This window comes from Aquibacillus albus (genome assembly GCF_016908325.1).
Taxonomy (GTDB): Bacteria; Bacillota; Bacilli; order Bacillales; family Amphibacillaceae; genus Aquibacillus_A; species Aquibacillus_A albus.
Window position 1 is genome coordinate 83513 of sequence record NZ_JAFBDR010000015.1, and the last position, 19813, is coordinate 103325.

At 35.4% G+C, this 19813-nt stretch carries 23 protein-coding genes; 19 read left to right on the forward strand and 4 right to left on the reverse strand.

Going from position 1 to position 19813, the window contains the following annotated elements; genetic code table 11:
• Positions 1 to 29: 29 nt before the first annotated feature.
• Positions 30 to 935 carry a COX15/CtaA family protein gene (locus tag JOC48_RS13415; protein ID WP_204500511.1) on the reverse strand — a complete coding sequence of 302 codons (906 nt, stop codon included), beginning with the start codon at positions 933 to 935 and terminating at the stop codon, positions 30 to 32.
• Positions 936 to 1468: 533 nt separating this feature from the next.
• On the opposite strand from JOC48_RS13415, the gene cyoE reads away from it, so the two are divergent.
• From cyoE to JOC48_RS13460, 9 genes are all read left to right on the forward strand, one after another.
• Positions 1469 to 2404 (forward strand): heme o synthase, encoded by a 936-nt coding sequence (gene cyoE, locus JOC48_RS13420; protein ID WP_204500512.1) that lies wholly within the window; start codon positions 1469 to 1471, stop codon positions 2402 to 2404.
• Between the two features lie 67 nt (positions 2405 to 2471).
• Entirely contained in the window at positions 2472 to 3539 is a 1068-nt protein-coding gene (gene coxB, locus JOC48_RS13425; protein ID WP_204500514.1) for a cytochrome c oxidase subunit II, read from the forward strand.
• A 35-nt stretch (positions 3540 to 3574) separates the two neighbouring features.
• Positions 3575 to 5431: a cytochrome c oxidase subunit I gene (ctaD, locus tag JOC48_RS13430; RefSeq protein WP_204500515.1), complete on the forward strand. Its 1857-nt coding sequence runs from the start codon at positions 3575 to 3577 to the stop codon at positions 5429 to 5431.
• Positions 5431 to 6048: a cytochrome (ubi)quinol oxidase subunit III gene (locus JOC48_RS13435; RefSeq protein WP_204500516.1), complete on the forward strand. Its 618-nt coding sequence runs from the start codon at positions 5431 to 5433 to the stop codon at positions 6046 to 6048. The genes ctaD and JOC48_RS13435 overlap by 1 nt, the downstream gene beginning before the upstream one ends.
• Before the next feature lie 3 nt (positions 6049 to 6051).
• Positions 6052 to 6375: a cytochrome c oxidase subunit IVB gene (gene ctaF / locus JOC48_RS13440; RefSeq protein WP_204500518.1), complete on the forward strand. Its 324-nt coding sequence runs from the start codon at positions 6052 to 6054 to the stop codon at positions 6373 to 6375.
• Between the two features lie 252 nt (positions 6376 to 6627).
• Positions 6628 to 7527 carry a cytochrome c oxidase assembly factor CtaG gene (ctaG, locus tag JOC48_RS13445; RefSeq protein ID WP_204500519.1) on the forward strand — a complete coding sequence of 300 codons (900 nt, stop codon included), beginning with the start codon at positions 6628 to 6630 and terminating at the stop codon, positions 7525 to 7527.
• Positions 7528 to 7574: 47 nt separating this feature from the next.
• Positions 7575 to 8030: a DUF420 domain-containing protein gene (locus JOC48_RS13450; RefSeq protein ID WP_204500520.1), complete on the forward strand. Its 456-nt coding sequence runs from the start codon at positions 7575 to 7577 to the stop codon at positions 8028 to 8030.
• Between the two features lie 81 nt (positions 8031 to 8111).
• A complete protein-coding gene (locus JOC48_RS13455) occupies positions 8112 to 8615 on the forward strand; it encodes a GNAT family N-acetyltransferase (protein WP_204500522.1) in 504 nt (167 codons plus the stop codon).
• A gap of 6 nt (positions 8616 to 8621) precedes the next feature.
• Positions 8622 to 9797: a GNAT family N-acetyltransferase gene (locus JOC48_RS13460; protein WP_204500523.1), complete on the forward strand. Its 1176-nt coding sequence runs from the start codon at positions 8622 to 8624 to the stop codon at positions 9795 to 9797.
• A gap of 114 nt (positions 9798 to 9911) precedes the next feature.
• On the opposite strand, the gene ytvI is transcribed toward JOC48_RS13460, so the two are convergent.
• Both ytvI and JOC48_RS13470 read right to left on the reverse strand, forming a co-directional pair.
• Positions 9912 to 10970, reverse strand: coding sequence for a sporulation integral membrane protein YtvI (gene ytvI / locus JOC48_RS13465; protein WP_204500524.1), 1059 nt, complete (start codon positions 10968 to 10970; stop codon positions 9912 to 9914).
• Positions 10971 to 11113: 143 nt separating this feature from the next.
• A complete protein-coding gene (locus JOC48_RS13470; protein WP_204500525.1) occupies positions 11114 to 11479 on the reverse strand; it encodes a YugN family protein in 366 nt (121 codons plus the stop codon).
• A gap of 195 nt (positions 11480 to 11674) precedes the next feature.
• Here JOC48_RS13470 and JOC48_RS13475 point away from each other — a divergent pair, with 195 nt between their 5' ends.
• The 8 genes from JOC48_RS13475 (at position 11675) to coaD (ending at position 16342) form a co-directional block, all read left to right on the forward strand.
• The gene (locus JOC48_RS13475) at positions 11675 to 12109 is read left to right on the forward strand and encodes a CBS domain-containing protein (protein WP_204500526.1); all 435 of its coding nucleotides are present in this window, start codon (positions 11675 to 11677) and stop codon (positions 12107 to 12109) included.
• A gap of 151 nt (positions 12110 to 12260) precedes the next feature.
• Entirely contained in the window at positions 12261 to 13322 is a 1062-nt protein-coding gene (locus JOC48_RS13480; RefSeq protein ID WP_204500527.1) for a CAP domain-containing protein, read from the forward strand.
• Positions 13323 to 13422: 100 nt separating this feature from the next.
• Positions 13423 to 13839 carry a YlbD family protein gene (gene ylbD / locus JOC48_RS13485; RefSeq protein WP_204500528.1) on the forward strand — a complete coding sequence of 139 codons (417 nt, stop codon included), beginning with the start codon at positions 13423 to 13425 and terminating at the stop codon, positions 13837 to 13839.
• A 12-nt stretch (positions 13840 to 13851) separates the two neighbouring features.
• On the forward strand, positions 13852 to 14085 hold the full coding sequence (locus JOC48_RS13490; protein ID WP_204500530.1) for a YlbE-like family protein: 234 nt from the start codon (positions 13852 to 13854) through the stop codon (positions 14083 to 14085).
• A gap of 61 nt (positions 14086 to 14146) precedes the next feature.
• Positions 14147 to 14590: a YlbF/YmcA family competence regulator gene (locus JOC48_RS13495; protein ID WP_204500531.1), complete on the forward strand. Its 444-nt coding sequence runs from the start codon at positions 14147 to 14149 to the stop codon at positions 14588 to 14590.
• A gap of 39 nt (positions 14591 to 14629) precedes the next feature.
• Complete coding sequence (locus JOC48_RS13500) at positions 14630 to 14905, forward strand: YlbG family protein (RefSeq protein WP_204500532.1); 276 nt, start codon at positions 14630 to 14632, stop codon at positions 14903 to 14905.
• Positions 14906 to 15230: 325 nt separating this feature from the next.
• On the forward strand, positions 15231 to 15818 hold the full coding sequence (rsmD, locus tag JOC48_RS13505; protein ID WP_338024312.1) for a 16S rRNA (guanine(966)-N(2))-methyltransferase RsmD: 588 nt from the start codon (positions 15231 to 15233) through the stop codon (positions 15816 to 15818).
• 20 nt (positions 15819 to 15838) lie between these two features.
• Positions 15839 to 16342: a pantetheine-phosphate adenylyltransferase gene (gene coaD / locus JOC48_RS13510; protein ID WP_204500535.1), complete on the forward strand. Its 504-nt coding sequence runs from the start codon at positions 15839 to 15841 to the stop codon at positions 16340 to 16342.
• Between the two features lie 88 nt (positions 16343 to 16430).
• Here coaD and ylbJ read toward each other — a convergent pair whose 3' ends face one another.
• Positions 16431 to 17654: a sporulation integral membrane protein YlbJ gene (ylbJ, locus tag JOC48_RS13515; protein WP_204500537.1), complete on the reverse strand. Its 1224-nt coding sequence runs from the start codon at positions 17652 to 17654 to the stop codon at positions 16431 to 16433.
• A 174-nt stretch (positions 17655 to 17828) separates the two neighbouring features.
• On the opposite strand from ylbJ, the gene JOC48_RS13520 reads away from it, so the two are divergent.
• Entirely contained in the window at positions 17829 to 18617 is a 789-nt protein-coding gene (locus JOC48_RS13520; protein WP_239584366.1) for a patatin-like phospholipase family protein, read from the forward strand.
• A complete protein-coding gene (locus tag JOC48_RS13525; RefSeq protein WP_204500539.1) occupies positions 18614 to 19639 on the forward strand; it encodes a SepM family pheromone-processing serine protease in 1026 nt (341 codons plus the stop codon). The genes JOC48_RS13520 and JOC48_RS13525 overlap by 4 nt, the downstream gene beginning before the upstream one ends.
• Positions 19640 to 19813: the final 174 nt, after the last annotated feature.

Consider the following 19813-nt stretch of genomic DNA (forward strand, 5'->3'; position numbering starts at 1 on the left):
TTTTACTTTGTAAAACTTACCAAAGTAGTTCAACTTTTCTTTCTCTCAAAGGCCGCACTTCTTGAACAAAGAAGTATAAAATAACATAGTAAGCCAAAATAGACGGTAATCACTAGTGCGTGAAACAGGGCAATCACTAAATTAACGAATGTAAAGATAATTAATGCTCCGAAGATAACCTGTGCAACCATTAAAGTCGTTGCTGTTCCCCAACCCAAGTACATCACACGGCTGTTCGGATAATCTTTACGAATTTTAAAAAACAAATAGACTGTCCATATGAAGGCGATACCTGCTGCAAAGCGATGGCCCATTTGTACCCACTGACCTAAGTGCATATCAAAAGAAAAGGGGGTATTATTATCACAAAAAGGCCAACTTCCACATGCTAAACTAGAATCGATGTGTCTTACGAGGGCCCCTGTATAAACAACAAATAAGATGTAAACAGTTAAACTGTATAAATGTTTCCGCAACCCTTTATCAATGACTAAAGAGTCAGCATCAAATTTATGGTCAACCTCGTAAATTAATAGCGTGAGTAAAAATACTGCAGCATATGATATTAACGAAATTCCAAAGTGTAAAGCTAGAACGAAATCTGATTGTGACCACAAAACTGCTGCAGCACCAATCAATCCTTGTAATACAAGAAAGAAGATTGAAATAAAAGATAAAAATTTTGCTTCGCGAATATGTCCAATATACTTCCATGAAAGAATGGATAGAACGAGAACGACAATACCTGCAATTCCAGAAACCAAACGATGGCTTAATTCAATAATTAATTGTGATGATAAAGCACCTTCACAAAATGGCCAATTTGCACCACAACCCATGCCTGAGTCTGTTTTGGTTACTAATGCTCCACCAATTAATACGAAAACCATACAAACTGTTGCGATAATAGACAATCTTTTTAAAAATTTTATCATTTTGCCACCTCAAGCTTAAGTGGATCTTAAATCTAGATGATCATTGTTTGTTAACAATATTATTCAAATATCAAAATTTAGATCGCTATGAATTAGGTTAAATAAATGTGCCAAGAGATATACTATCACGTTTACTAACTATTTTCACTAAAAAATATAAAAAGGGTTGCATTGTCGACCTTTGTTTGCTAGAAATAAATAAGGGGCTTTCGAAACTGTTCTCCCCCAGAAAAGTTACGATGAAACGAGTTAAATAGTGTTTACTCATCTTATCATAAAGGCTTTTAAGCCTTTTATTTTAATTTATGAACACGTTTCACAAAATTGTCACAATATGTAATAAATTGAGTAGTAAAATAGATTGAAATGTAAATCCATGATACAATATTGCTGACAATTGCGCCTATAACTTTTGGGAAAAATAGGTTATAAACATGATAATTTGGAAATCCTATTTTTAAAGAACATGAATCAATCCTACAAATAATAACAACTTTAGTTATGGGGGAAGAGGAAGGGGGGTAAAAATCAAGATGGACAAGGTGGAAACAACATCAACACAAATTATTGGAAATGCTGATAGTAATAGTCGTGTAACGTTATGGTCAGATCTTAAGGCACTTTTAAAAATCGGAATCATTAATTCGAACGTATTAACCGCTTTTGCTGGTTTTTGGCTTGCACTTTACTTTACAGGTGCTTCTCTTACCAGCCATATTGATACCTTTTTTATCACGATGACAGGTACAGCATTTGTCATTGCTGGTGGATGTGTTCTTAATAATTATTATGATCGTGATATTGATCCAGTTATGAAAAGGACAATGACTAGACCTACAGTAACTGGTTCCATTCCTTTATCCTATATTTTGTTTTTAGGCATCGCTTTATCAATTGTAGGATTTGTCTTATTAATGCTTACTACAATACAAGCTGCTCTATTTGGTGTGCTTGGTTGGTTTGCGTATGTTGTTTTATATACGGTTTGGTCAAAACGGAGATACACGATAAATACGGTAGTCGGCAGTTTATCAGGAGCAATTCCACCTTTAATTGGATGGGCATCCATTGACCCCAACCTCCATATCGTTGCAATCGTTCTTTTCCTAGTTATGTTCATTTGGCAAACTCCACATTTTCTTTCATTAGCAATGAAAAAATGTGAAGAGTATCGAGCTGCTGGTATTCCAATGCTACCAGTTGTGTATGGATTTTCTTTTACAAAAAGACAAATTGTAGTTTACGTAGCTTGTTTACTGCCATTGCCATTTTATTTATTTTCATTAGGGACTTTCTTTTTGGTGATTGCTACTTTATTAAATATTGGTTGGTTATTACTAGGGGCAAAAGGATTTTTTATGAAAGATGATTTAAAGTGGGCTCATTGGATGTTTATGTATTCCTTGTGTTACTTAACTGTCTTTTTCATAATGATAATTGTCGTTACACTACCACCTGTAGTTAGTTAATTTAGAGTATATATTTATATTCTAATTGATAATATATGAAGGAACATAAAGAAAGAGAGGTATTTTCATGAAAGGTTGGATGGGAAAAGTCCGTACTCTGCTATTGTTAAGTGTACTACCTTTAATACTTTCAGGTTGCGGAAAGGAAAACTTGACCGCTTTTTTACCTAAGGGGTATGGGGCTCAGGTATCATTAGATCTTATTGTTATTTCTTTAATCGTTATGATCGTTGTATTTATTGTCGTAATGATTATTTATACGATGGTATTGGTCCGTTATCGTCAAAAGAAGGGTCAAGAAAACTTTATTCCAAAACAAACAGAGGGGAATAAAGCCTTAGAAATAATATGGACAGTTATACCAATTATTTTGTTGGTCATTATTGCTGTTCCAACTGTAGCTGCAACATTTAACCTTGCCGATGAGTCAGATAAGGATGATTCATTAAATGTTAATGTTACTGCAAACCAGTATTGGTGGCATTTCAATTATCAAGGTGAGGAAATTCAAACAAGTCAAGATTTATATATTCCAACTGGTGAAAAGATTTACCTGAATATGATTTCCAGTGATGTCCTTCATTCTTTCTGGGTACCATCCATTGCAGGAAAGATGGACACAAATCCGGAAAACGAGAACACGATGTATATCGAGGCTTATGAAGAAGGCGTTTATTGGGGCAAATGTGCCGAATTATGTGGACCTTCTCACTCTTTAATGGACTTTAAAATAGTGGCTGTTAGTCCAGATGAATTTGATCAATGGGTAGAAGATATGCAAAATGTTGATCCGGAAGCAGAACCTGAAACAGCAAGTGCACAAGAAGGACAAGAATTGTTTGAAAATAGTTGTATTAGCTGTCATGCAATTGGATCTTCACCAACAGCTTTAGCACCAAACCTTACTAACTTTGGTGATCGAACTGCAATAGCAGGTGTTATTGACTATAACAAGGAAAACCTTGTTGAATGGATTTTAGATCCAGAGAAATTAAAAGAAGGAAATAAAATGTCTAGTGCACCATACTTAGTAAATGATGAATTAAATGAAGAAGAAGCAAATCAAATTGCAGATTACTTACTACAATTAAAACCATCAGAAATTACTCCAGAAAGTGCTAACAATAACGAGTAAACATGGATGGAAGAGGTTAAGGGAGGTTTATAAGCGTGAGTACTACAACTGCGCAGAGAACAGGCTTTGGCGCTGTATTGTGGGATTATTTAACCACTGTCGATCATAAAAAAATAGGTATTTTATATTTAATCAGTGGTGGTTTTTTCTTCCTAATTGGCGGGCTCGAAGCAATGGCCATACGTATACAATTAATAAAACCAGAAAATGATTTTGTGAGTGCTGGGTTTTATAATGAAATATTAACGATGCATGGTACGACTATGATATTTTTAGCAGCAATGCCACTTATTTTTGCTTTAATGAATGCTGTCGTTCCACTACAAATTGGAGCTAGGGACGTAGCTTTCCCATTTCTAAATTCATTGGGCTTTTGGTTATTTTTATTCGGTGGATTGTTATTAAATGCAAGTTGGTTTTTAGGTGGAGCACCTGATGCTGGTTGGACTGCATATGCACCACTATCAACAACGTCTCCAGGTCACGGAGTAGACTTTTACATTCTAGGCTTACAGATTTCCGGTGCTGGTACGTTAATTGCAGGGATTAACTTTTTAGTGACGATTGTAAATATGCGCGCACCAGGTATGACATATATGCGTTTACCATTATTTACATGGACTACATTTGTTGTAAGTGCATTGATTCTTTTTGCATTTCCAGCACTTACTGTTGGACTATTTCTATTAATGTTTGACCGACTGTTTGGTTCTGGGTTCTTTAATGCTAATATGGGTGGGAATTCAGTTATTTGGGAGCACCTATTCTGGATTTTTGGGCACCCGGAAGTATATATTTTAATCCTGCCTGCATTCGGAGTGTTTAGTGAGGTTTTACCTACATTTGCGAAAAAACGTTTATTCGGATATACAGCAATGGTCTTTGCGACTGTATTAATTGGTTTCCTAGGATTTATGGTGTGGGCACACCATATGTTTACAGTGGGACTAGGACCGGCAGCAAACTCTATTTTTGCTGTGGCTACAATGGCAATTGCTGTTCCAACAGGAATAAAAATATTTAACTGGTTATTTACCCTTTGGGGTGGAAACATACAGATTAATTCTGCGATGTTATGGTCATTAAGCTTTATACCAACCTTTACACTTGGTGGTATGACTGGGGTCATGTTGGCCGCAGCGGCAGCTGACTATCAATATCATGATACTTACTTTGTTGTAGCACATTTCCACTACGTAATCGTTGGTGGGGTAGTGTTTGGTATTTTTGCTGGTCTTCATTATTGGTGGCCAAGAATGTTTGGTAAAATTTTAAATGAAACGTTAGGAAAAATTACATTCTGGACTTTCTTTATCGGGTTCCATTTAACATTCTTCATTCAGCATTTTCTTGGTCTAATGGGAATGCCACGTCGTTATTGGGTGTTCTTAGCAGATCAAGGGTTAGATACTGGTAACTTTATTAGTACGATTGGTGCCTTTTTAATGGCTGTCGGTACGATTGTGTTTTTGATAAATGTTATCGTTACGACTTCTAAAGGCGAAAAAGTAAGCGGAGATCCATGGGATGGTCGTACACTAGAGTGGGCAATTCCAAATCCAACGCCGCATTACAACTTTAAGCAAACACCTTTAGTTCGTGGTTTAGATGCTTTATGGGTAGAAAAGACAGAGGGAAGAAAAGAAATGACACCGGCAGAACCTTTAGATGATATCCATATGCCGAATGCGTCTATTTTACCTTTTATCATGTCTTTAGGTTTATTTATCGCAGGATTTGGATTTATTTACCAAATCGATAATATTAGCTGGTTGTTAGCAGTATTTATCGGAATGGGAATTACCTTAGGGGCGATGTTTGTTCGTTCCGTTAAAGATGATTTAGGTCATCATATTCATAAAGAAGATTTGGATAAGGGGGCTGGGTTATAATGAGTCACGATACATTAAATCCTGAAGTAATGCCAAGCGAGCCCGAAAAAGCCACCCTAGAAGGTAAGAATAAGTTTTTAGGTTTTTGGTTTTTCCTTGGTGGAGAAACAGTTTTATTTGCTAGTTTGTTTGGAACATATCTGGCATTAAGAAATTCGAATAATGGCGGACCAACCTCTGAGGAATTGTTTGGTCTGGAGTTAGTATTTGTGATGACAATGTTGCTACTTACTAGTTCCTTAACTAGTGTGTACGCGATGTATCATATGAAGAATAATGATTTTAGGAAAATGCAAATATGGCTGGGAATAACGGTAGCGTTAGGGTTAGGATTTCTCGGCTTTGAGATTTATGAGTTCTATCACTATATTCATCATTATGAGTTTACGTTCCGCTCCTCTGCGTTTGGATCTGCCTTTTATACATTAGTAGGCTTTCATGGAGGACACGTATTATTTGGTCTGTTATGGATCATTACCATCATGGCTCGTAATGCCAAGCGTGGACTGAACTTATACAACGCGCCAAAGTTCTATATTGCAAGTCTATACTGGCACTTTATTGATGTTGTATGGGTATTCATCTTCACGGTTGTTTATCTAATGGGGGTGATTTAAGCGATGGCTGAAAACACCAATTCGGTTCAAAATGAATTAGATTACCATAAGAAAAAGAAAAAAGAAGAAATGAAACAGCAAGTAATTACATTTGCTTTAATGATTGTCTTTACAATCATCGCTTTCACAATGGTTGCTGCTGGTTTGGATAAACTGTTTGTCATTCCAATCATTGTTGTGTTAGCAATAGTACAGGTCATTTTTCAATTGTATTACTTTATGCATATGAGCCATAAAGGACATGAATTGCCAGCAATTATGATGTATGGTGGTATCAGTGTTGCATTTCTTACTATTTTAACTTTTCTAGTGTTAATATGGTGGTAATCGAATGCATCTCATGGAGTTAACTTTGAACTTCTTGTGAGACGAATAATAATGGGTGTTGACATAGTCAACACCCATTATTATTTTTAACACGCAACATACGAAGGATAGTTAAGCTTTTATAAAGGATTTTAATTCTGTATAATGGATTTGCATTATTAAATTTAATTTTATTGTCACATTTGCCTAGCATGTTTCCTTTCTCTTATACGTTATAATGATAGATAAGGCTTAATTTATGGAGTGAAAAATATGTGGTTAGAATTACAAATTTTCGGTTTTAGAGCTCTTTGGAGTCCATACTATATGCTTTTTATCCTTTGCTTAGGAGTAGCATATCACTTATTAACCGTAAGCTTTAGACATAAGTTTACGACAGCTAAAAAGCCAACGATGGCACAGCAACTATTCTTTTATATGGGATTAACATTACTTTACATTGTAAAGGGTTCTCCTATAGACTTGATTTCTCATATTATGTTTACGTCCCACATGGTGCAGATGGCTTTATATTATTTAGTATTTCCAATTTTTATTATAAAAGGAATTCCAGAATGGCTATGGAGAAAAGTTTTTGAATTGCCAATTTTGAAGGAAATACTATCGTTATGTACCAAACCATTGATAGCCATTATTTTATTTAATGGTTTGTTTTCGATGTATCATATTCCAAGTATTTTTGATTATGCGAAAGCATCCTCTGTGGCCCATGCGTCCATTACAACAATTATCTTAGTTACAGCGTTTTTTATGTGGTGGCCAATATTTACACCGATAAAGGAAATGGACAAGCTCTCACCCCTGATGAAAATAGGCTATATTTTTGCAAATGGAGTTTTAATTACACCAGCATGTGCGTTAATCATATTTTCTACTCATGGACTTTATACAACTTATAGCGCGACTGGAGGATGGATTGAAGCATTAGAATTGTGTGTACCCATTTCTGTTCTTAGCGGTTTATCTCTAAGTGGTCCAGCCATGTTTTCCCCGATTCCACTCGTTGAGGATCAGCAATTAGGCGGAATATTAATGAAGATTACACAAGAAATTGTGTACGGGATTGTTTTGGCACGTGTGTTCTTTGGTTGGTTTAATAAAGAGAGTCATAAGGTTGATGCAATACCTAGCACGAATCCAAGTGAATCATAGATAACAATTAGCTGCATTTAAAATATTGTCAAAGAAAGGATGATTGTATGCCATTATTACCTACTTTAAGTACTTTTTTTATTGTTCTGAGTGCACTTCTAGTTGCAGTTGGTTGGGTATTTATCGTAAAGAAAAAGTTTCGAGCACATAGAAATACGATGATAAGTGCAGCAATAAGTGCATTACTATTTTTTATTATTTACTTATCAAGAACGATTATTGTTGGAAATACTAGCTTTGGCGGACCGGAAGAGTTAAAAGTATACTATACGGCTTTTTTAATCTTTCATATTATTTTAGCTACTGTTGGTGCGGTTTTTGGAATTATCACATTGGTTCTAGCATTCAAAAGAAATATTAAAAAACATGAGAAAATCGGTCCAGTTACTAGTATTATTTGGTTTTTCACTGCTATTACAGGAGTCGCTGTCTATTTATTACTTTATATTTTGTATGAGGGTGGAGAAACAACAAGTATGATTAAAGCAATTTTGGGATTGTAAGATTTGGAAACGAAGGGTCGCCTATGAGGATGATCCTCGTTTTTTTTAATCTAGTTAAAACCTAATAACAGAGAGGATTTCATGGAAATGGAACATGTAGAAGGAAGGCGGATTTATCTTGAGCCGATAGATTTAATTGGTGGTAGATTGTTGTTAACAGATTTACCAGGCTTCTTTCGTAAATACAATCTTCCTAGAGATCATCAATTTCCTTCCGTTGGTTTGAAAGCAAGTTTGCCATTCTATTTAGAAAAATATGAAAAAGAAAATGTTAACCTAGGTATAGGACCTTGGATTATTCGAAATAAGCAGCAACGTAAATTAATTGGAGAGGTTATCGTTAATAAGGATGTAAATGAAAATAGTTTGGACATAGGATATTATATTATTCCCCATGCAAGAAACAAAGGTTATGCTACTGAAGCGGTTGATGTTATTACGCAATGGATATTTTCTTTGAACTATCAACTAGTTACGGCAAGTTGTGAGAAGAAAAATATACCTTCTCAAAAAGTTCTGTATAAAAATGGGTTTAAAAAAGTTACAATGGATAAGAGTTTTATCTTTTTTGAGAAAAGGGGATAGCTAAGCATGAGTAAAGTGGTAAAAAGAATAAATGATAGTAACTATGATGAAGTATTAAATTTAAGTGAATATGCATTCAAGTACACACTTACGGAACAGCAGCGTGCAGAACAAAAGATTGAAATGGAAAAACAAACCATTTTTGGTATCTTTGAAAATGATCAGCTTTCTGCAAAACTCCATCTTTTACCGTTGGAGCTTTTTCTAGGCAAGGATGTTGTTCCCTTTGGAGGAGTTGCAGCTGTTGCAACTTGGCCAGAGCACCGTAGAAAAGGTCATGTAGAAGCCCTCATTAAAGCTGGATTAGAAGAGATGAGAGATCGTAATCAAACGTTATCGATGCTTGCTCCTTTTTCTATCTCTTTTTATCGGAAATTTGGTTGGGAGTTAACACACTATGTACATAAATATTATTTTAACCCAGTAGATATCGCCAAAGTGAATGTAGATGGACGTTGTGTTCGTGTTTCGTTTGAGCATGCAAACGATGTACTTCAATCATTGTACGAGCAGATGGCTCAAAAATACAGTTTGGTGATGAAGAGAGAATTTTGGTGGTGGGAGAAACGAGTTCTATCTACGGATGATCACGTTATTATTTATTATGATCGTATGGGGAAAGCCACTGGTTATTTAACATCAAAAGTGAAAAATGGGGTATTACAAGTTAATGAGTTCGTTTTTTTAACTGGTGATGCCTGTAAAGGGTTGTTAGAATGGATTCGAAACCATGACTCGATGACTGATCAAGTAGAATTGAATGTTCAGCCGCAAGATGACATTGTCTTTTATTTTCATAATCCCAAAATTAAGATGTGCAGAGAATCATATTTTATGACCAGGATTGTTGACTTTGAGCGCTTCATCCTTAGTTACCCTTTCTTTAGAACGGATAAACCATTCAAAGTTTCGATTCTGTTACAAGATGATTATGCAGAGTGGAATAGTGGTGGTTGGACGTTATTTATTCAAGATAATCGTGTAGAAAAGATAACAAAAAACATGGATCCAGATAGTGATTTAAGCATAACTACAAACATACAAACGTTAACAGCACTTTTATTCAATAGTGAGTCAGTAGAACGCTTGCACACATTTGACCATTTGCAAATAGAAGGGGATATTGAGGTAGCAAAAAAACTTATTCAGCCATTACCCCCAGCTCTATTGGACTTTTTCTAATCGGCTACACTTCATTCCTGAAAATTTTTTACGACGCGAAATACTGCTCTGTTACATTTAAACAAAGTTGTAGCGCATGAACCTGTATGAAGTTCATGCGCTACTCTCTTGCACTTATAATTTAAAGTTCCACTTAATGATGCCCGCTTCTTTTGCTGAGTTAAAAGCAATGACAACTAAAGGTCCTAATATGAACCCTAAGATACCAATAAGTTTAAGTCCAAGATACATGGCAATTAATGTTGCTAATGGCGACAAACCAATGTGTTTTCCCATCACTTTTGGTTCTACTGTTCTCCGTATCGCTAATAATATAACAGCCAATACAGCTAACTGTGTTCCAGCAAATACATTTCCAGTAATAAGCATATACAACGCCCATGGACCAAGAATGACGATTGAACCAATAATTGGAATGAAATCAATCAACCAAATAATGATGGACATGATTACAGCAAATTCAGGAGCAATTATTAATAAACCTATTAATGAAACAATAAAGATGATTATACTAACTAAAAATTGAGCTTTTAAAAAGCCTAACACAACATAGGATAAACGTGCATTCATAAAACGAACTTTTTCTGCAGTTTCATCGGTTAAGTTATTATAGGCATTTGCTTTTAACCTTGGCAGCTCTAACATAAACATGAATAAAGCAAGTAAATAAACAATTAAACTAACTAAGTATTCTGGAACCTTACTAATTGCAGATGCTATCTTTTCTAATTGAAATCGATCTTTTACAAAATCAGTAAAGCTAGATAGGTTAGTTTCTATTCCTTCTTTAACTTCTTTCACGAATTCCGGTGGTAAGTCCTCCGTAACATGATCCAAATCCGTTTCCAATTCAATTAGTTTCGCATTAATTTGATTTACATAAGATGGTGCATTTTCTGCAAAATTAACGATATGTGTCACTGCACGTGTGACAGAATAAGTTCCAATTACACTAATGATGACAAGAAATACGACAAATACAATGATCACGGAAATTTTTCGGTTTAATTTAAATCGAAACTGCAGCCACCGAATCGATGGGTTTAAGAAAAGTGCTGTGAAAAAAGCTAATAGCAATGGAATTGATACTGGTAAAATAAAGTAGCCTGCTATTACGAAAATTAATGCTAATAATATTAGTATCCACTGGCGCTTTGTCAGATAACGGAACAATTTAGTTATGTATCTCCTTTCAACAGAACAAACTTAATCAATTATATCTAATTAAATTTTACCACGTTAGCGATTCTTTTTGGGAAAAATTAATAAAAAGTTAATAAAAAAGACTGTTGATACTTACTCAACAGTCTTTTCCATTAGTTTTTGTATTTGTCTACTTCTTCCTTAACTTTGGTTAACAAGCTATTCGCTCGATCGATAACTGATTGTGGAAAGTTTTCTTGTTCTCCATATTCTATTCCATGTGGATAATAATGCTTACCAATAAGTGGAGTCAAAAGTTTAATGACAGCATTTCCTCGATCTACATCACCTTCCATTGCATATCCTTGCACTCTTATGTAATAGGTAATATTTTTTTCTGCAGAACCAATTTTATAATCATACGTCACTCTTTCGTAATCCCACTGACCAGCTCGGACAAAGTTAATGGATTCCATTAAATGGTCTAATGGTTTTAAATCAACAATTGCATCTTCAATTCCAGTATCTTCAATTCTCATTACTTCCACCTCACATAATTGTATCAACTAAACCTATAATAGTATGAATTAAACGAAGTTGCAATAATTAACAAAGGTTAACTAAAGAATCTGTTATTGGTTTTTTATTATTGACATGCAAGTTCTATTGTATTCCGGGTAAAACTAATATTTGAATGGATTAAACCATTAAATCTTTGTTAAGGAGGAACTGCGATGAAATCAATAAAAGATGTTATGACTACAGATGTTTCTTTTTGTAATTCAGATGATACTGTTGTAGAAGCGGCTAAAAAGATGAAACAAATAGATGCTGGTGCTATTCCAGTATGTAGTTCAGATCGAAAGCTTTTAGGAATGGTAACAGACCGTGATATTGTTGTACGATGTGTTGCAGAAGGAAAAGGTGAATCAACTAAATTACAGGATGTCATGAGTGATCACTTAATTTCGGCTTCAGCTGATACTTCTGTTCAAGAGGCAAGTAAGCTGATGGCAAAGCATCAAATTCGTCGTTTGCCAGTAGTAGACCGTGGAGAACTGGTTGGAATTGTTGCTCTTGGTGATTTGGCACTAGAAGATAAATCCAACGAAGCAGCAGGTCGAGCACTCGAGAATATTTCAGAGCATCATCACAATGAAATTCATTAATTTACAAAGCAGTTAAAAAAATGAGGCTGATCCTTTGCTTTTGGGACAGCCTCATTTTTTGTGTTTTTTTATATGCCATCATTTATTTGTTCATATACTTAATAACGAAATACTATAATAGTTAAAGGAGTAAAAAATAGGGAGAGTTACAATGAGGGGAATAAGGTATCTATTTATCCTTTCTTTAATAGCAGGAGGAATTATCTATATTATACAAGAGAAATTAGAACCTAATCATTTACTATCGAATGTAGACCTTAAACTAAGGGAGTTGTCTTTTGAGTCAAAAGAGTCCTACATAGATCTAAATACTTCAACAGAAGGTGAATTATTCTATTGGGTGGATAAGTCCGTGCATGAATTGGAGAAACAATTTGGTTTACCAAACAGAAAGGATTTAAGTTCTTATGGATATGAATGGTGGGTTTATACCGACGATCCAAACAGGCATATTCAATTTGGAGTCAAAAATAACCAAGTAGTCACTATTTTTGCAACAGGTGATGTGCTCCCAATTCATCCAATCGAAATTGGACAACCCTATGAAGACATTGAGCAGGTGTTAGATATTCAGAAAGAGGTCTCTTTCTCTAATGGAGATGGTTCTTTTCGTTTTAACCTAAGTGAAAGTGATTTGAAAATTAGGCCATTAATTCAACTAGAAGAAGAAGTATTTATCCAATTATACTTTGACACCTTTTTGAATAGCCTTTCTTCCATCCGAATATTAAGACCTGAAGTTTTATTAGCGCAACGTCCTTATGAAATTTTTTATCGAGGAAGTCTTCCAGAGGAACGCGTCTTAACAGAAAATGAGTGGACAAAAGTGGAGGGTGGAATGGAACAACAAATATTTGATATTACCAATGTTATTCGTTCCAGGTATGAAAAAGCAACTTTGGATTGGGATGATGCTGTTGCTACAGTGGCATTTGGACATAGTAAAGATATGTCGGAGAAAAATTACTTTTCTCATTACTCACCAAATGGTGAAGGTTTAAAGGAACGATTAATAAATGGAGAAATTAACTATTTATCTGCTGGAGAAAATATTGCTGCTCAGTATACGGACGGCCCTGCTGCTGTAGAGGGTTGGTTAAATAGTGAAGGACACCGGGACGCTTTACTTAAGGGAGAATACACACATTTAGGTGTTGGTGTTTATCGTTATTATTACACACAGAATTTTTTACAAAAACACATGGAGGAATAGTTTTATTTAACGAATCGTGTTTCTAATATCAGCCTAGTCACAAGGTCTACCTCAAATCATAAAATGGATTAAGAAAAGTAATACAATTGAGGTGAGGAAGTTGGGTAAGAAAGATCTGCATCCTTCGATTGAAGAATTTAAAACTTTTGTAAAAAAGCACCCAGGGTTAATTAAACATGTTCGTAGTGGAAATGAGAGTTGGCAAACTTATTATGAAAAATGGGTGTTATTAGGAGAAGATGATCCGTCATGGGAGAAATATAAAGAGAAAAAGAAAAGTTCAAAAGAAGGAGAAAAGGCTGAAACCACGGAATCTAAAAAGGATAAAAGTGACATTATGAATCAAATCATGAATATGGTTGAAAATGTGGATCTTGATAAAGTCGAAGGCCATATTAATCAATTAAATGGGGCTATTACAAATATTCAATCACTAATTGGACAATTCCAAAACGTTCGAAAAAATAACTCAACCAAAGGAGAACACAGGCCACCGTTCCAATTTAATAAAGATTAGGGGGGATGGAACATGCAACCAGGGCTTTATGAATTCTTACAATCACGTCCAGATCTACTCCAATTTGTTCGTCTAAACCCACAATGGTATAGAGAACTAACAAGGGATCCAAACAAGATTCCAGTTATGGAACAAGAAGCTAAAGTTTTCTATGGAAAGACAGTTCCTCAGAGAATAGAAAAGGTTTCCAATCAAATTCAAATGATTTCGATGCTTCTACAAATGGCAGGTACAATGAAAGATTAGGGCCTGCCTCTTTTATTTGTGAACGATTATTGGTATGATAGTTGTTGTGGAGGTGGATATATTGATAGCCACATTAGAGATTGTTGATTTAATTGATAAATCAGAGGATATTGCCCAGTTGATACTTAAATCAGATGTGATGGAGGCATATCGTCATGCTAAAAACAATTTAGAAGAAGATGACGAGGCCCAACAATTAATTGCTGCTTTTAAGCATACGAAAGATCAATACGAAGAAGTTCAGCGCTTTGGAAGATATCATCCTGATTATAATCATATAATGAAGTCCATTCGTTCAACGAAAAGAGAAATGGACATGAATGACAAGGTAGCGTCATTTAAAGTAGCAGAAAGGAATCTGCAAGAGCTTTTAGATGAGGTAAGTCAGCTTGTCGCGTTTAGTGTAAGTGATAACATCAAGGTCCCACAGGATGGAGCATTATTAAAAGATGGTGGTTGTGGTTGTGGCTCCGGAAGTAGTGGGTGCGGTTGTAAAGCATCGTAATAAACATTATATAAAGTATTGGTGAAGTGAGGTATAATTATGTTTGCAAAACGTCAAGGGGTTATTGTTTGGTTTCAACACATGAAAAATATTAAACAAATAAGACGTTATGGACACTTAATCTATGTCTCGAAGGACTTGCATTATGCTGTACTTTACGTTCATCAGGATGAAATAGAAGAAAAAATAGAAAAAATTGATAGACTTCCATATGTTTCAAAAGTAGATGTATCTTATAAACCTTTTATAAGAACCGAATTTGATAATGCAAAAGTGGATAAGGCAAAGGAATACGATTATAAAATGGGGATTTAGGTGTATCTAAAAGTATCCTGTTGAACTCCTAAAACTTTTACTACATTGAATTACTTTCTTTTGAAAGGATAAAAAAAGCCTGCAGATATTAAATCTGCAGGCCCTTTTTGTTTTCAATTAGAAAACAAAAAGGCAAAGGGAGAGGAGAAACCGGAGGAAGAACTTATGGGGAAACGTAAGTCTTCTCCGTCTTCAGAAGCAACTAAATTTCGATATTTAGTCGCTTCAGTAGCTTATTATGGACGTTATAGTCAAAAATATACATCGATGTCATAAAAAGTTCTATGTTTCCTAGTAGGAATATTTTGTGGTAGGATAAGTTCGAATACTTAAGAGAGGTGTCAAGTTGATGAGAGTGATTTCCGGAAAATACAAAGGTCATCCACTAAAACCAGTCCCAAATCGTCTAACAAGGCCGACTACTGATAAAGTAAAAGAAGCTCTTTTTCAAATGATTGGTCCTTATTTTGATGGAGGTAATTGTCTGGATTTATTTGCCGGTAGTGGTGGGTTAGGTATCGAAGCATTAAGCAGAGGTATGGATAAAGTTGTATTTGTTGATCTACATCCAAAAGCAATCCAAACGATACATAATAATTTAAAGTTTTTAGATTTGAAGGATGCAGCTGAGGTTTACCGAACAGATGCTTTTCGTGCATTGAAAGCGGCGGGTAAAAGAGGGTTGTCGTTTCAAATAATTTTTCTTGATCCTCCATATACTAAAATAGCCTATGAGGAATTGTTAGAAGAAATTAATACATATCAACTCTTGGATACGAATGGAATGATTGTATGTGAGCATGATGCTTCGGAACAGCTGCCAAATTTTCATAGTAATTTTGAAAAGGTTAAGACAGAAGTATACGGAGGAACGACTGCTATTACGATCTATCACCAACAAAGTACGCAATGAAGGAAAAGGGGGAACATACAATGACACGTCTTGCAATATGTCCAGGTAGTTTTGATCCAGTTACAAATGGTCATTTAGATATTATCCAACGAGGGGCAAAGGTATTTGATCAAGTGATTGTTGCTGTTTTTAATAATCAGTCTAAATCACCGTTATTCACTGTTGAGGAAAGAGTACAATTGTTAGAAGATGCCACAAAGGATCTGTCAAATGTTTCTGTTGATTCATGTAGTGGTTTATTAATGGATTATGCGAGAGAGAAAAATGCACAGGCTATTTTACGTGGCTTACGTGCTGTAAGTGACTTTGAGTATGAGTTACAAATCACGTCGATGAATCGTAAGCTTAATGAAGATGTGGAAACATTTTTTATCATGACGAATAACCAGTATTCTTTTTTAAGTTCAAGCATGGTAAAAGAAATTGCGAAGTTTAATGCAAACGTTTCAGACCTTGTCCCAGAAATGGTAGAAAAAGCGTTAAAAGGGAAATATTCATATGTAGATGACAAAGCTGAAAGCTAAAATCACTTTCAGCTTTGTTCCAAGTAAAGAAAGAAGTAATCACATTGGCATGTAGTTACTCATACGAAAGACTTGTCGTTTTTATACATTATGTTTTTTTTATATTTTTAACATTCGTTGATCTTAGAAGTAGGATAAAGATAGTAAGAGTGAGAGTAACCAAGGTGATGGCAGGACCAATCCTTTGTAATAGCGTTAATGCTTCTAACCAGGAACTATGTGAAATTTGGTAAAACACAGGTTCAATGTATGGACTAGACGCCTTCTGGTCAATATAAAGTGGTTTGTATAAAAATATAGCAAGGATACTGGCTATAAAGCCATGTAGAATTCTTGCAAAGAAATAAGGAGCAAATCGAATATCTGTTTCTGCTAGAATACTTGCAACTTGTGCTTGGACAGAAAAACCATTAAAGGCTAGGATAAAACTTATCACGATCACCTTTGCTAGCATCTCAATTCCGTTTGTTTCCGAAATTAATTGTGCTCCAAGTGTAATTTCAAACAAGCCGGAGAGCATCGGTAGTGATAAATCTGTTGGTAGTCCAAATAATTTCATTAACACAGATAATCCACTTGCAAAAATAGTTGATATACCTACGAGGTAGATTAGCTTAGAAAACACGGAAAACATAATGATAAAGCCACCGATCATCAAAAGCGTTTGAACTGAATTAACAACGGCATCACCCAAAATTTTACCAAATGGACGTCTATCTTTGATACGGGTTCTATGTAGTTCTTTAAATGCTTTTTTTAGTGAAGCCTTACTTTTCTTTTCTTCGTATTTTTCATTTGCGCTTCTTCCATAGAATCTCATGCAAATACCAACAATTGCGTTCCCTGTATAATGACAGATGGCTAATAAGAGCCCGAGCGTTGCGTCATGAAAGAACCCCACTGAAACTGCTGCAATGATAAATAGTGGATTAGAAGCATTTGTAAATGACACGAGTCGCTCTGCTTCAACTTTAGATATTTGTTTTTCTTGTCGTAACCGGGATGTAAGTTTAGCACCTGACGGATAGCCACTTGCCATCCCCATTGCCCAAACGAAACTTCCTACACCTGGAACATTGAAGAGTGGGCGCATAATCGGCTCAAATAAAACGCCGATGAATTGAACCACACCGAATGCAATTAATAATTCAGCAGTTATAAAAAAAGGTAATAAAGAGGGGAAAACAGTGCCCCACCACATATCGATTCCGCGAGTGCTAGCTTCTAAAGCTTCCTGTGGGAATTTGATAAGTGCAATTGCCAAAAATAATGCTATACTTGCAAAGCTTATTGATTTGAACAAAGATTTCAACTTAGAGGCCTCCCAACTGCGGGCTTCACAATATCTGTACTTATCACATTAGTAATAGTAAAATAGGCTTAACTCCTTTTCGTACAAGCATCTCTATATCAATATACGCTCATAGATGCTTTTTTTATGCCATATTATGATAAAAAACAGTTTTACGTTGAGGAGAGTAATCATTTGAAAAATCCAAAAATAGGATTGGCGTTGGGCTCTGGTGGCGCAAGAGGTTTTTCTCATTTAGGTGTAATAAAGGTTTTAGAAGAAAATGGAGTTCCAATAGATTTTATTGCAGGCAGCAGTATGGGTGCGCTTATTGGTACATTATATGGAGCTGGCCAGCAGGTGGATCATTTATATCAATTAGCAAAAACATTCAAACGTAAATATTTTTTAGATTTTACTGTTCCAAAAATGGGCTTTATTCAAGGGAATCGCATAAAGGATTACATCCAATTATTTACGTATAATAAGAAATTAGAGGCTTTTCATATTCCTGTAGGAATAGTGGCGACAAACCTATATACCGGAAAGAAAAAGGTATTTACGGAAGGAAGTCCTGCTGAAGCGGTTCGTGCAAGTATATCGATTCCCGGTTTTTTTGTACCTGCCCAAATAGGAGATGAACTTTATATTGATGGTGGTGTCATTGATCGAGTACCGGTTTCAGTGGCGAAGGAAATGGGTGCAGATATTGTGATTGCTGTTGATTGTTCGCACTTTATAGTAAATACCGATATTCAATCGATTTATGATGTTATGCTTCAAAGTATAGATATTATGCAAGATGAATTAGTAAACTACATAGGTGTTGACGCTGATGTCATGCTAATCCCTGACGTATCAAATTATAGTTCAAGGGCTTATACGAACATCATGGAGATTGTTGAAGCGGGAGAAAAGGAAGCAAAACAAAAATTAAATCAGATTTTTCAGTGCATCGAGATTTGGAAGGAGAAGAAAAAATGAATTTTAATCGTCGCAGTTTTATTTTTTCAATTATCTTAGTTGCAATCATTGCATTTCTCATGGGATATCGTCTTCCTTATTATGTTTATAAACCTGGTAATGCTGATGAATTAAATCCAATTGTAAAAGTAGATGGAGCTTTTGAAAGTGAAGGAGAAATGCATTTAGTTACAGTCAGAGGGGGGCAAGCAACTCCAATGCAATATCTTCTTGCTTCCATTCAGCAGCATCAAGATATTACACCAATTGAAGAGGTTATACCTGAAGGGGTTTCACAGGAAGACTATTTTCAAGCACAGCTACAAATGATGGAAAACTCCCAGCAAGCATCAACAGTCGTTGCATACCAAGCAGCAAATAAACATATTGAAATCAATTATGAGGGTGTATATGTGGTTAGTGTGATTGAGGGGATGCCTGCAAAAGGAATATTAAAAACGGGAGATAAAATATTATCGGTTGATAACCAAACCATAGAAGATACGGATCAATTAATTAAGTATGTTGAAGCGAAGGAAGTTGGTGATACAATCGATATAACTGTTGAAAGAGAAGAAGAAGAATTAACGCAGACCATTCAACTAGAAGCTTTTCCGAATCAGGAAGAAAAAGTAGGTATGGGCATACAGTTAGTTACGAACCGTGATGTCAAGGTAGATCCAGAACTTGAATTTATTAGTGGTAATATTGGAGGACCAAGTGCTGGTTTGATGTTTGCACTAGAAATTTATGATCAATTAACGGAAGAAGATATTACAAAAGGCTATCAAATAGCTGGTACGGGTGAAATAAGCTATGAGGGGGAAGTAGGACGTATCGGTGGAATTGATAAAAAAGTGATAGCAGCCGATGAGGAAGGCTGTGACATCTTTTTTGCACCAAATGAATCTGGCTCGAAAAATTCCAATTACCAAGTAGCCTTAGAAACTGCGAAGGAAATTGAAACAGATATGGAGATTGTGGCTGTTGATACATTTAGTGACGCAATTGAATATTTAAAACAATTAGAGCCGAGGCAATAACAATAAAAGGATGTCTTTTAGGAGCACCTATAGACATCCTTTTTTCTAATATTTACACAAAAACTATGATGCGCAATATACGATTAATGCGCCAGAGTGATAGCTTCGAATATCGCTGCGGAAATACACTTCGCTTTCCGCGGGCGGCTGGTGAGCCTCCTCGAGCTTTCGCTC

Coding starts and splice junctions, on each gene's coding strand:
- cyoE (WP_204500512.1), top strand. CDS start 1,469: ATGGACAAGGTGGAAACAACATCAACACAAATTATTGGAAATGCTGAT.
- JOC48_RS13475 (WP_204500526.1), top strand. CDS start 11,675: ATGAAATCAATAAAAGATGTTATGACTACAGATGTTTCTTTTTGTAAT.
- ctaG (WP_204500519.1), top strand. CDS start 6,628: ATGTGGTTAGAATTACAAATTTTCGGTTTTAGAGCTCTTTGGAGTCCA.
- JOC48_RS13500 (WP_204500532.1), top strand. CDS start 14,630: ATGTTTGCAAAACGTCAAGGGGTTATTGTTTGGTTTCAACACATGAAA.
- JOC48_RS13460 (WP_204500523.1), top strand. CDS start 8,622: ATGAGTAAAGTGGTAAAAAGAATAAATGATAGTAACTATGATGAAGTA.
- JOC48_RS13525 (WP_204500539.1), top strand. CDS start 18,614: ATGAATTTTAATCGTCGCAGTTTTATTTTTTCAATTATCTTAGTTGCA.
- JOC48_RS13470 (WP_204500525.1), bottom strand. CDS start 11,479: ATGAGAATTGAAGATACTGGAATTGAAGATGCAATTGTTGATTTAAAA.
- JOC48_RS13455 (WP_204500522.1), top strand. CDS start 8,112: ATGGAAATGGAACATGTAGAAGGAAGGCGGATTTATCTTGAGCCGATA.
- coxB (WP_204500514.1), top strand. CDS start 2,472: ATGAAAGGTTGGATGGGAAAAGTCCGTACTCTGCTATTGTTAAGTGTA.
- coaD (WP_204500535.1), top strand. CDS start 15,839: ATGACACGTCTTGCAATATGTCCAGGTAGTTTTGATCCAGTTACAAAT.
- JOC48_RS13450 (WP_204500520.1), top strand. CDS start 7,575: ATGCCATTATTACCTACTTTAAGTACTTTTTTTATTGTTCTGAGTGCA.
- JOC48_RS13415 (WP_204500511.1), bottom strand. CDS start 935: ATGATAAAATTTTTAAAAAGATTGTCTATTATCGCAACAGTTTGTATG.
- ctaF (WP_204500518.1), top strand. CDS start 6,052: ATGGCTGAAAACACCAATTCGGTTCAAAATGAATTAGATTACCATAAG.
- JOC48_RS13490 (WP_204500530.1), top strand. CDS start 13,852: ATGCAACCAGGGCTTTATGAATTCTTACAATCACGTCCAGATCTACTC.
- JOC48_RS13435 (WP_204500516.1), top strand. CDS start 5,431: ATGAGTCACGATACATTAAATCCTGAAGTAATGCCAAGCGAGCCCGAA.
- JOC48_RS13480 (WP_204500527.1), top strand. CDS start 12,261: ATGAGGGGAATAAGGTATCTATTTATCCTTTCTTTAATAGCAGGAGGA.